We start from the raw sequence: 11,151 nt of genomic DNA, 5'->3' as shown, positions 1-11,151 counted from the left end.
CAAGTAGATTTCCTTATTCCCATTAGCTAAACTGTGCGGCTGGATTCCTCCCAGCGAGCACGCGCAGAGTGAACCATGATCCGCAGAAACAAACCATTTAATACTCTTTCCCGCCGTCGGCGTCGTGCCCGGACACAACACGTCAAGAATCTGATCCACCGCGAGCGTCACCGCTGCGGAGGACTGCATTATGATGATTGCGATTCTGAAAATGCAGAGGCGATTGCTGCGGGTTGGATGTGGACCTGGAGCGATGTTTTATTCTTGGGTAATTCGCCAGATGTGTACTGGAATGCGGAGATCATTACCATTGACGTAGCGCGTGCGGATATTGTGGAAAATCTGGTGTTTGAAGAAGCTCATGCCATGTTGAGCCAAAACCAGCAGGAAGATGAAGCCCGCATGGATACAACACCAAACTACAATGCGAAAGGGAAGGTGGTTAGCCATACGATGGTAGAACGTACCCGCGTTTCTTATCCTCAATTCGGTGGATTAACCTATTTCGACTACATTGATAAACGCTTGGCCGAAGTCATGCGCGACAATCCGCCTGTAGTTACTCCAGGCTATCGCATTCAACCTGGCTATCGTAGCGGCATTGGTTTGCAAATCATCGTGGAAGAGCCGGTGCTCACTCGCGAGATAATCGACAGTGCGATCCGCTCATTTTTGGCTGGGGATATGCCCCTGATCCCTAAGTAAACAAGATGATGAAGTAAACTCTTTGTATATCAACCCAGCAATAAACGCTCTAATGCACCCGATGAAATCTATGGCAGCCGCATGAACGTGTGAACATGAATTCGACCCAGTAGTAGCCCCGGATGCCACAGGAATGATTTCAGATATCAAGGCTGATACCTGATACTTTTGAACGCCACTAAAAAAAAGAACTGTGCGGCATACTGACATCTGGGGGTACTTATGGGGGTATTCTAAAAGATCGAATAAAATAAATTGGTTAAAAATCAATGTATTTGTGCTGTTGGTTTTGTTCCTATTATCGCACCATTCAATCAAGCAGTTACAACTACACATCTTCAATGTAATCCCCTTCTTTTTGTCTCGCGCACTGGTTTAGCACTCTATAGCTTCTCATTTCCTTTCCGCTCTTCGAACACGTCCATTGCAGCACCACTCTGCGGTTTATAGAAAAGCTTGGTGCTAACCAGGGTTTGGGTACAGCCATGCTGCTTTTGTGCGAACGAATAAAGACTCCCCGAATAAACAGGGGAGCCTGGAAGCGTAACGCATGCGCAGGGCTATTTCTGCCGTGACTCAAGCCAGACCAGCGCCAGCGTGGAGAGCGTGCACATCAGCAGAATGCCGACAAACCAAAACAGATACCACATCGTACAGTCCTCCCTAATAAAGTTCGTGGTTGTGGCGGCGGATGGTTTCTACGTTGATTCGTCCCAGCATCTTGTAATAACTCCACAAGGTATAAAGCAGAACTATCGGTAGGAAAATCAACACGATAACCAGCATGATATTGAGCGTCATCTGGCTGGAGGTACTGTCCCACACCGTCAGGCTAGAGAGTGGATACGCGCTGGATGGCATCACAAATGGAAACAGGGTGATTCCAGCGGTGAAGATCACACAGGTCTGGGTCAATGAAGCAAACAGAAATCCCCACACGGCCCGACGTTGCCCGCAGGCATAGATCGCGAGCATTGGAAAAATCATGCCCAACAGCGGAATAACCAACAATAGTGGTGAATTTTCAAAGTGCGCCATCCACGCACCCGGTGCGGTCGTTACTGCCTTTAATAGCGGGTTGGACGGACCATTAGGATCCTGGCTAAGCAGCACATAGCCGTCGATCCCCGTCCACAGCCAGTACCCGGCTAACAGGAAGCAGAGCACCACTAACATCGCGCTGCGGCGGGTGGCAGACAGCGCGCGCAGGTGAAGAAGGCCGTCGGTTTTCAACTGGAGCCACACGCCCCCCTGCATAATGACCAACATCAGGCTTAATGCGCCGCACAGTAGGGCAAAAGGAGAGAGCAATTCCCAGAAAGTGCCCAGATATTGCACATGTAATTGTGGTGTGAACACAAAAGGCACCCCCAGGAACAGATTGCCGAAGGCGACGCCGAAGATAACCGGTGGCACCAGGCTGCCGATAACCAACCCGGTGTCCCACATGGCGCGCCAGCGTGCATTCGCTATTTTACCGCGATAATCAAAGGCCAATGGACGAAAGAAAAGGGCGCACAGCACCAGAATCATCGCCACATAAAACCCCGAAAATGCGGCAGCATAGACGCGCGGCCAGGCTGCGAATAATGCGCCGCCCGCCAGAATGAGCCACACCTGGTTACCTTCCCAGTGCGCCCCTACGCTATTGATTAACACCCGACGTTCATCATCGTTGCGCGCGATCAGCGGTAACAGGCAGCCGACCCCCATATCAAACCCGTCAGTGACCATAAAGGCCACCAGAATAATGCCAATCAGCAGCCACCAAATGAGCCGCAACGTTTCATAATCCAACATGATGCTCTCCTTTATTCCTGTGGTTGTGCCGGTTGTTGACGTTGCATCGCATCTGGACCAAGACGCGCGTATTTTTGCATCAGGTAGACTTCGGCAATTAAAAACAGGGTGTAAAGCGTGAGGATTAGCCCCATGGAGAAGGCCAGTTGGCCCGCGCTCAGCGCAGAGTGGGCGTACCAGGTCGGCAAAATATCCTGAATCGCCCACGGCTGACGGCCAAACTCCGTCATAAACCAGCCTGCTTCAATGGCAATCCACGGTAGCGGCAGGCTCCACAGCGTTATGTGCAGTACCCAGCGATGCTGGTCGATACGCCAGCGTAAGGTCTGTATCAGCGCAATCGCCATCACCAGCAGCAAAAGGGAACCGCACCCAATCATGATGCGAAAGCTCCAGAACACGGGGGCGACTTGCGGAATAGCGCCGCGTTGTGCGGCCTGATATTGCGCTGGCGTGACATGGTTCATGTCAGGGGCGTAGTTGGCCAACAGGATGCCGTAACCCAGATCTTTTTCCACGGCGTGAAAAGCGTGCAGTAGCTGAGGCGTGCGGTTACCTTTGGCGATTTCCTGCATCAGCAACCATGCTTCCCGGCCCCGCTGCAGGCGGAGTAGCGCGTCTGCCATCAGGTTCTTCAGCCCCGGAACTGGCGTATCTAAAGAGTGAGTCGCCAGGATACCCAGCAGGGCCGGTATCTTCACGGAAAAGGCGTTACGCTCTTGCTCCTGCTGCGGCCAGGCTATCACATGAAAGGGCGCAGGTGCCGGTTCGGTTTGCCATTCCCCTTCCATTGCCGCCAGTTTTACCGGCTGGCGTTGGGCGACCTCATAGGCTGAGCTATCTCCCAGTTGCAGAGTGCCGAGGATAGCCAGTGTGCCAAAGACGGAACCTACCGCGAAGGAGCGCAGGGCGAACTCGCGAGCGCGACCACGCAGCAGATACCAGGCGCTGATGGACATCACAAACATGGCGCCTGTGACATAACCGGACATCACGGTATGCACAAATTTCACCTGGCTGATGGGGTTAAAAACCAGCGCGCTAAAGCTGCTCATCTCCATGCGCAGGGTATCAATATTAAAGTGAGCGCCTGTTGGATATTGCATCCAGCCGTTGGCGTTGAGGATCCACAGGGCCGAGATATTGGAGCCAAACGCTACCAGCCAGGTCACCAGTAAATGCTGATACTTGTTTAAGCGCTGCCAGCCGAAGAAGAACAGCCCCACGAATGTGGATTCAAGAAAGAAAGCCATCAAGGCTTCCATCGCCAGCGGAGCACCGAAAATATCGCCCACATAGTTGGAATAGAGCGACCAGTTAGTCCCGAACTGAAACTCCATGGTCAGGCCGGTCGCCACACCGAGCGCAAAGTTAATACCGAATAACTTTCCCCAGAAACGCGTCATGTCGCGGTAGACTGTTTTGCCCGTCACCACGAACAGGGTTTCCATGATAGCCAGCAAAAAAATCAGCCCCAGCGTCAGGGGAACAAACAGAAAATGGTACAGCGCGGTCAGCGCAAACTGCCAGCGCGATAAGTCAATGACGTCCCACATGCGAACTCCATCAGGCATTAGAGAGTGAACAGATAAGGAAGAAAACGCCAGACCCGCAGCAGAAAAGTATGCGGGTCGGGAGAAGGGGATCAGGCCGGCGGGCCGGATGCCAGCCAGCTACAGACTTCATCCAGGCGCTGGAGCGAGTCGAGCAGATCCTCCGGAGCAGCCAGTACCAGTTCCGGTAATGGACAGATCTCATAACTCTCGAGCAGAAGCCCTTTCAGGGTATCCAGACAGCGCAGATGCCAGACATGGCGCAGCGCCGTGGCGTCGATTTGGCTCTCGCCGTAGCCGATGGTGCGGATCTGAATGCGTCCTTCGCCACACAGGCGGGAGAGGAACTGGCGATCCGCATCGCTAACCGGGAGTTGGGTGAGGTTAATGCTATGAGGTTGCGTGGCCGGATCGCGCACGTGCGCCAGCAGTTCCTGAGCCAGCGTCAGGCCATTCATCAACCCATCGACGGGCGGAGGCAACAGGCTATCGTCTGGCAGCGTCGTGATTGTTGCTGCCTGCCACAGCGCCCGTGGCGCACTGCCTGCCTCCAGATGCTCCTCCCATTGACCCAAGTCATTCTGGCAACGCACCCGCCAGATTCCGCAGAAAATAGACTCCTGAATCACACTCGCCCTGCCGTCAGCCTGCTGGATACGCACGGAAACTTCGCCTTCGCCGAGCAGCGTATTCAAAAACGTGAGGTCGTCTGCGTTGAGCGTGGATAAATCCCATCCCAGCACGTCCTGTTTTACGGGGATTTTCTGGCTAAGCTGGTGGCGCACGTCGGCTAACAATGCCATCACCGCCGGGCTGTGCGGACAGTTTTCCAGCCTCGCCATGCTGGGGCTGCTGTTGACCTGGCAGGTGAGGGGCAAGGGATTCATGCTGAAGCTGTCATCGCCCGGCAGGGTTCCCGGCCCCAGCAGATGAAAAAAGGTATCACTCATCTTGCAGGCTCCGGGGGATGCGTTCTTCAACGAGGGGGCGCATCAGATTGAGCAGGTCGGCCCACGGGTGGATGCCGCTGAGAATGCCGCGCAGCTCGCCGTGGATAAATACCAGCGTGGCCGGGAAGCGAAATACGCCAAAACGATCGCCGATAGCCTCGCTGTGCTCGAGATCCGCCATAGCGATTTGCCAGTCAAACTGGGGAAACTCGCGGAGCAACTCGGCAATCATTACTGGGTTATCGCTGACTTCTGGCGTGCGGCGGGGATCGCTACTGAGCAGCACCACGCCATCACGCACACGCGTTACCCAGTCATCCAGTTCAGATGCGGTCAGCGGTTGCCAGCCGCGCGCCAGCATGCGTTGCCATAGCGCAGAAAATGGTTTGTCATTCAACATGTTGCTTATCTCTCCAGCGTTACACGATACTGGCGAATACGCACGCCTTCATAGTTTTCCAGCGACAGGCATTCATAGTTCAGGCAACGCGTTTCATCGATTGTCTGTGGCGCGATGCCCCACGCGGCCAGTTGCGTTAGCGCGGCTTGTTCTGCCGCCGGGAGCTGAGCGCGCGCGATGTCGGTCAGGCTGCCGCCATAGTCGTCCAGCTGCACCGGCTGTAGTCCTACGAGGGCGATGTGGGCGGGCAGATGACCGCGAATCTCCGCCAGAGCAAGCACTTCGGAGAAGCTGTTCTGATGCAGACTCATTTTTTTGGCGCTGAGGTAACTGGGGACTTGTTCACCGGCGTAGGATTGCAAAGTGCCTGGCGCGAGTCCGTAGTCGATAGCGTCCAGCAGCAACAAATGGCTGGCCTGCTCAACGTAGCCCAGCAGATTCAGCCCTTGCGTGCCGCCGTCGACAATCTCTACCCATTCCGGCCAGTGATAGTGGGCGTACAGGCGTTCGGCAACGCGAATGCCAAATCCTTCATCTGCCCACAGCAGGTTGCCTAAGCCCATCACGATGACGTTAGGTTCGCTCATGACGCCTCCTTATCATGCTGGCGTTTGGCAAATTTGTGGCTACGATAGCCGTTGATCATGGTTGAGATGACGGTATCGTCAGACATGATGTCCTCGCGGATAGCCATATACACATGACCGATGATGAAGGCGGCGATGAACCACATCCCCAACCGATGCCAGCTGTGGATATCGAGAGAGTTACCGCCGGTCCAGTAGAAAAACTCCGTCACATAGCGGAAGGGGGTAAAAATGGCGTACTGGCTATGCTCGCTGTATAAGGCAAAACCGGTGAGGATCATAAAAACGGAGAGCAGGAAATAACCGAACATCGCCGCCTGCGCGACGGGGTTATGGCCGATATCTTCTCCCGGTTTTTTTTCCAGAAACAGATACCAGCGCACCACCGAAAAGGCACCCTGCCACCAACTGCGACGCCAGACCGGCACGATAAACAGCTCGCGTGAATAGCGATTGCCGACGAAGGCCCAGTAAATGCGACCCAGCAGTATCACCGTAAACACCATGGCTGCGGCGAAATGTACTAACCGGATGTCGCCCATGTAGAACAGGTAAGTGGCCTCGCCGTTGACCGACGGCAGTGGTCGGCCAATGAAGTATCCGGTTACCATCAAAACCAACATGCAGCCCACTGTCAGCCAGTGCCACAAGCGTACGGGCGCTTCAAACACATAGTGGCTGACGGCGGTATCACGCGCCTCCCCGACGCGTGGGGATATCTTTCCAGTCATCGTTCCGTTCCTTAACGCTTAGCGAACCTGGACTGCGATAAGTTCGCTGCCGTCGTCGCCGAGGACGTGGGTTGAACATGCCAGGCAGGGGTCGAAGCTGTGCAAGGTGCGCAGGATCTCCAGCGGTTGATCCGGTATCGCCATTTGGGTGCCCATCAACGCCGCCTCGTAGGCGCCAATTTGCCCCTTCGGATCGCGCGGGCTGGCATTCCAGGTGGTCGGCACTACGCACTGATACACGTCGATCTTCTGGTCGCGAATCGATGCCCAGTGACCGAGTGCTCCGCGCGGCGCCTCGGTAAAACCGATCCCACGGCACTGCTGCGGCCAGCTTGCAGGCTCCCATTTTTCGGTATTCGCCGTAGCCAGATTGCCGTTTTTCAGGTTGGTCATCAGCTTGTCGAAGAAATATTGCAGCTTGCTCACGGCCCACTGCGCCTCGTGCGCGCGGCACAAAATACGCCCCAGCGTCGACTGCATACCCGACAGCGGCAGTTTGAGTGCGGACATCATGCGATCGACGGATTCAATCGTGGCGGCATCCCCTTTGTGATAGGCAATCAGCGTACGCGCCAACGGACCAACTTCCATGGCGTGTCCGCGCCAGCGCGGGGCTTTAATCCACGAGTAGCGTTCCTGTTCGTTGAGCTGCTGGATATCGGTATCGCTGCCTTTGACATCGCCGGGGTTGTACCAGGGGTCAGTAATCCCCTCGAACGGGTGACGACCTAATTGATCGTCCGGATAACGGTACCAGGCATGATCGACAAACTCCTGAATTTGCTGCTGATCGGCCAGATCCACCGGCATGACATTGCTAAAATCACCGTTAATGACCGCGCCGCCAGGCATCAACAGGCTCTTCGCGCTGAAGTCGTTGGCGATATCCGGGAACGCGCCGTAGCTTAAGACGCACTTATCAGACAGCCCGGTGCCAATCTGGCTCCAGGGTTTGTTGAACTGGCCGATAGCCAGCGCGTCAGGAACCATGACGTTGTTGATGAAGTCGGCGGTGCGGGTGATGATCGACTGTACCAGGTTAAGGCGTTCCATATCGACCGCGCCAACCGCGCCGCTCTGATCGATATTGATAGCGCATGGCATGCCGCCGACAATCCAGTTAGGATGCGGATTCTTGCCGCCAAACACCGTATGGATTTTGATAATCTCGCGCTGAAAATCGAGCGCTTCCAGATAATGGGCAAAGCCCATCAGGTTAGCCTCTGGCGACAGTTTGTACTGCGGATGTCCCCAATAACCGTTGCGGAAAATCCCCAACTGACCGCCGTCGACAAATTTCTTCAGGCGGTTTTGTACGTCAAAGAAGTAGCCCGGGGAGGACATCGGCCAGGCTGAAAGGCTTTGTGCCAACTGCGAGGTTGCGCGCGGGTCGGCTTTCAGGGCATTCAGAACGTCAATCCAGTCCATTCCGGCTAGCTGGTAAAAGTGGACCAGGTGGTCGTGGCACCACAGCGTCGCCAGCATAATATTGCGAATGATGTTGGCGTTATCGGGCACCTTGATGCCAATGGCATCTTCAATGGCATAGACCGATGCGAGCGCATGTACGCCAGTGCACACCCCGCAAATTCGTTCGACAAATGCCCAGGCATCGCGCGGGTCGCGCCCTTGCAGAATAATTTCCAGTCCACGGAACATGGTGCCGCAGGACACCGCGTTGGTGATGATGTTCTGCTCATCAATGTTCACCTCACAACGCATATGGCCTTCAATGCGCGTAATGGGGTCGACAACCAGGCGCCGGCCGGCATTATTGACCGTATATCCCTGGGTTTGATACGAATTGCTCATGCCTGTTTATCCTCATTGTCTGGCGACTGTTGTCCGGCGTCGGCTAATTGCTGTTTGTGGCGGTTATGTTGATTGACGGCGCTGGCGACTGCGTGGACACCGACGCTGGCAGCCACCACGCCAAGCGCGGTGAGGCCCACGGTATCGGCGGTTGAATGTGTCCCCATCTGCGGGATATCGACCACGCGGCTGTAGAACGAACCACGATCCCAGAAGCCGTTCTCTGAACATCCCAGACACCCATGACCGGACTGGATGGGGAAAGAAACGCCGCCATTCCAGCGGGTGGTGGAGCAGGCGTTATAAGTGGTAGGCCCTTTGCAGCCCATTTTGTACAGGCAATAGCCTTTTCGGGCAGCGTCATCGTCCCAACTCTCAACGAACTCCCCGGCGTCAAAGTGGGCGCGGCGGTAGCATTTGTCGTGAATACGCTGACCATAGAACATCAGCGGACGCCCCAGACGATCGAGTTCAGGCAGACGATCAAACGTCACCATATAGGTAATGATGGCGCTCATGACATCCGGAATCGGCGGGCAGCCGGGCACTTTCACGATTGGTTTATCGGTGATCACCTTATCGATCGGCGTTGCCTGGGTTGGATTAGGCCGGGCGGCCTGCACGCAGCCCCAGGAGGCACAGGTTCCCCAGGCGATAATCGCGCTGGCGCCTGCCGCAGCTCTTTTTAGCTTTTCAATAAACGGTCGCCCGCCGCTGATGCAGAACATTCCTTGTTCACCCAGCGGAGGATTGCCCTCGACGGCCAGAATGTATCGGCCGTGGTAGCGGCTCAGAATGTCTTCAAATACCTCTTCGGCCTGCGTTCCGGCGGCGGCCATCAGGGTGTCGTCGTAATCAAGAGAAATCAGGGAGAGGATGACGTCTTTGGCGAGTGGGTGAGAGGAGCGGATAAATGATTCAGTGCAACAGGTGCATTCCAGCCCGTGGATCCAGACGACCGGGATCCGGGGTTTGTTTTCCAGCGCCCAGGCTATTCTGGGCGTCATTGCGGCTCCCAGCCCAAGCGATGTTGCTGCGAGGCTGCAATATTTGAGAAAACTGCGTCGACTCACCCCTTTGCGGCGCATCGCCTGATAAAAGGTCTCCTCGTTATTCGTATTCATAACACGCGTTTCTTCCCCCGTTGAGTTCTGGCCACATCGCCAGCGATAATCTAAAAAAGCCTATCCGATCAGCGAGGAGAAACAATGCAAAACGTAGGGTTATGTCCTATTGCGATATTTTCGTGCCCGTTACCTGTTTTTCACTGTCCGGGAATAAAAAAACGCACAGGGGAGACCGCCCTGTGCGTCGGGTTTATTGCGGAAGAACTTAAACCCCAAGGCGATCGCGTAAGCTGTAATATGCCGCCCCCATGGCGGTAAACGGAATGCGCAGGCTGCGCCCACCTGGGAACGGGTAGTGCGGCAGTTTGGCGAAAGCGTCAAAGCGCTCGGCATCCCCACGCAGCAGTTCAGAAATCAGACGTCCTGCCAGGTGGGTACAGGTCACGCCGTGGCCGCTGTAGCCCTGCATATAGTAAATGTTGGTATCAAGACGGCCAAACTGCGGCATGCGAGATAGCGTTAACAGGAAATTACCGGTCCAGCGGTAATCAATTTTTACCCCCTGCAATTGCGGGAAGGTTTTCAGCAGCTTTGGCATTACCAGACGTTCAATATCCTCCGGATCGCGGGCGCCGTAGACCACGCCGCCGCCGTACAACAGGCGGTTATCGCCGGTCAGACGGTAGTAATCCAGCAGATAGTTACAATCTTCCACGCAGTAGTTTTTAGGAATCAGCGAGCGTGCCATCTCCGCAGACAACGGTTCGGTGGTTAATACCTGTGTGCCGCATGGCATGCTGCTTTTTGCCAGCGCAGGCTCCAGTTTGTCGCCGAGGTAGGCGTTGCCCGCGACGATCACAAAGCGGGCCGTAACCTGACCTTTTTCGGTGCTGACCACCGCCGGGCTGGTGTGCTGGATACGGGTGACCGGCGACTGTTCGAAGACGCGCCCGCCGTTCAGACGAATGGCGTTAGCTTCGCCAATCGCCAGGTTCAGCGGATGAATATGACCACCGCTGTGGTCGAGCAGCGCGCCGACATAACGATCGCTGCTGACTTCGCGACGAATTTCGCTGCTGTCTAACAGTTCAAGCTGCGTGTTGCCGTAGCGTTCCCAGTTCGACTTCTGCTCCTCCAGCGTTTCCATCTGCTTGTGGTTCAGCGCCACAAACAGTCCGCCGGGGCGATAGTCGCATTCGATCTGATAACGCTTGATACGTTCGCGGATGATATTACCGCCTTCAAACATCATGCTGCCAAGCATTTTGGCGGCGTCCGGGCCATAGGTGCGCTCGATGACGTCGATATCGCGACTGTAGGAGTTCACCAACTGACCGCCGTTACGTCCGCTGGCCCCGAAGCCAATACGTGCGGATTCCAGTAGCACTACGTCGTAACCCATCTCCGCTAAGTGCAGGGCGGAGGAGAGACCGGTATATCCACCGCCCACGACGCAAACATCACAGCTAACCGACTCGCTAAGGGTGGGAAACGGTTCGTACTGATTGGCGCTTGCGGCGTAATAACTGCTGGTATGTTCAGTCAT

General features: G+C 55.4%; 11 protein-coding genes. 1 reads left to right on the top strand and 10 read right to left on the bottom strand.

The window, feature by feature from the left end:
* Nucleotides 1-75: 75 nt before the first annotated feature.
* A complete protein-coding gene (locus HV352_RS18630; RefSeq protein WP_181634968.1) occupies nucleotides 76-705 on the top strand; it encodes a hypothetical protein in 630 nt (209 codons plus the stop codon).
* Between the two features lie 560 nt (nucleotides 706-1,265).
* On the opposite strand, the gene cbdX is transcribed toward HV352_RS18630, so the two are convergent.
* The 10 genes from cbdX to HV352_RS18580 all read right to left on the bottom strand — a co-directional run bounded on the left by cbdX (nucleotide 1,266) and on the right by HV352_RS18580 (nucleotide 11,151).
* Nucleotides 1,266-1,355, bottom strand: a complete 90-nt coding sequence (gene cbdX, locus HV352_RS18625; RefSeq protein WP_016151902.1) for a cytochrome bd-II oxidase subunit CbdX — start codon at nucleotides 1,353-1,355, stop codon at nucleotides 1,266-1,268.
* A gap of 13 nt (nucleotides 1,356-1,368) precedes the next feature.
* A complete protein-coding gene (appB, locus tag HV352_RS18620) occupies nucleotides 1,369-2,505 on the bottom strand; it encodes a cytochrome d ubiquinol oxidase subunit II (protein WP_137379443.1) in 1,137 nt (378 codons plus the stop codon).
* An 11-nt stretch (nucleotides 2,506-2,516) separates the two neighbouring features.
* The gene (gene appC / locus HV352_RS18615; RefSeq protein ID WP_181634967.1) at nucleotides 2,517-4,061 is read right to left on the bottom strand and encodes a cytochrome bd-II oxidase subunit 1; all 1,545 of its coding nucleotides are present in this window, start codon (nucleotides 4,059-4,061) and stop codon (nucleotides 2,517-2,519) included.
* A gap of 89 nt (nucleotides 4,062-4,150) precedes the next feature.
* The gene (locus HV352_RS18610) at nucleotides 4,151-5,008 is read right to left on the bottom strand and encodes a hydrogenase expression/formation protein (protein ID WP_181634966.1); all 858 of its coding nucleotides are present in this window, start codon (nucleotides 5,006-5,008) and stop codon (nucleotides 4,151-4,153) included.
* Entirely contained in the window at nucleotides 5,001-5,408 is a 408-nt protein-coding gene (hyaE, locus tag HV352_RS18605) for a hydrogenase-1 operon protein HyaE (RefSeq protein ID WP_016151906.1), read from the bottom strand. Before hyaE ends, HV352_RS18610 begins: the two co-directional genes overlap by 8 nt.
* A gap of 5 nt (nucleotides 5,409-5,413) precedes the next feature.
* On the bottom strand, nucleotides 5,414-5,995 hold the full coding sequence (gene hyaD / locus HV352_RS18600; protein WP_016151907.1) for a hydrogenase 1 maturation protease: 582 nt from the start codon (nucleotides 5,993-5,995) through the stop codon (nucleotides 5,414-5,416).
* Entirely contained in the window at nucleotides 5,992-6,726 is a 735-nt protein-coding gene (hyaC, locus tag HV352_RS18595; RefSeq protein WP_016151908.1) for a Ni/Fe-hydrogenase b-type cytochrome subunit, read from the bottom strand. Before hyaC ends, hyaD begins: the two co-directional genes overlap by 4 nt.
* Nucleotides 6,727-6,744: 18 nt before the next feature.
* Nucleotides 6,745-8,538, bottom strand: coding sequence for a Ni/Fe-hydrogenase large subunit (gene hyaB / locus HV352_RS18590; protein WP_181634965.1), 1,794 nt, complete (start codon nucleotides 8,536-8,538; stop codon nucleotides 6,745-6,747).
* Nucleotides 8,535-9,662, bottom strand: coding sequence for a hydrogenase 1 small subunit (gene hyaA / locus HV352_RS18585; protein WP_046276297.1), 1,128 nt, complete (start codon nucleotides 9,660-9,662; stop codon nucleotides 8,535-8,537). The genes hyaB and hyaA overlap by 4 nt, the downstream gene beginning before the upstream one ends.
* A 208-nt stretch (nucleotides 9,663-9,870) precedes the next feature.
* Nucleotides 9,871-11,151, bottom strand: coding sequence for an FAD-binding oxidoreductase (locus HV352_RS18580; RefSeq protein WP_049270901.1), 1,281 nt, complete (start codon nucleotides 11,149-11,151; stop codon nucleotides 9,871-9,873).

The sequence above is a fragment of the Citrobacter sp. RHBSTW-01044 genome (genome assembly GCF_013781945.1).
GTDB classification, from domain to species: domain Bacteria; phylum Pseudomonadota; class Gammaproteobacteria; order Enterobacterales; family Enterobacteriaceae; genus Citrobacter; species Citrobacter braakii.
This window is presented reverse-complemented; position numbering and strand designations above follow the sequence as displayed.

Coding starts and splice junctions, on each gene's coding strand:
- HV352_RS18630 (WP_181634968.1), top strand. CDS start 76: ATGATCCGCAGAAACAAACCATTTAATACTCTTTCCCGCCGTCGGCGT.
- cbdX (WP_016151902.1), bottom strand. CDS start 1,355: ATGTGGTATCTGTTTTGGTTTGTCGGCATTCTGCTGATGTGCACGCTC.
- appB (WP_137379443.1), bottom strand. CDS start 2,505: ATGTTGGATTATGAAACGTTGCGGCTCATTTGGTGGCTGCTGATTGGC.
- appC (WP_181634967.1), bottom strand. CDS start 4,061: ATGTGGGACGTCATTGACTTATCGCGCTGGCAGTTTGCGCTGACCGCG.
- HV352_RS18610 (WP_181634966.1), bottom strand. CDS start 5,008: ATGAGTGATACCTTTTTTCATCTGCTGGGGCCGGGAACCCTGCCGGGC.
- hyaE (WP_016151906.1), bottom strand. CDS start 5,408: ATGTTGAATGACAAACCATTTTCTGCGCTATGGCAACGCATGCTGGCG.
- hyaD (WP_016151907.1), bottom strand. CDS start 5,995: ATGAGCGAACCTAACGTCATCGTGATGGGCTTAGGCAACCTGCTGTGG.
- hyaC (WP_016151908.1), bottom strand. CDS start 6,726: ATGACTGGAAAGATATCCCCACGCGTCGGGGAGGCGCGTGATACCGCC.
- hyaB (WP_181634965.1), bottom strand. CDS start 8,538: ATGAGCAATTCGTATCAAACCCAGGGATATACGGTCAATAATGCCGGC.
- hyaA (WP_046276297.1), bottom strand. CDS start 9,662: ATGAATACGAATAACGAGGAGACCTTTTATCAGGCGATGCGCCGCAAA.
- HV352_RS18580 (WP_049270901.1), bottom strand. CDS start 11,151: ATGACTGAACATACCAGCAGTTATTACGCCGCAAGCGCCAATCAGTAC.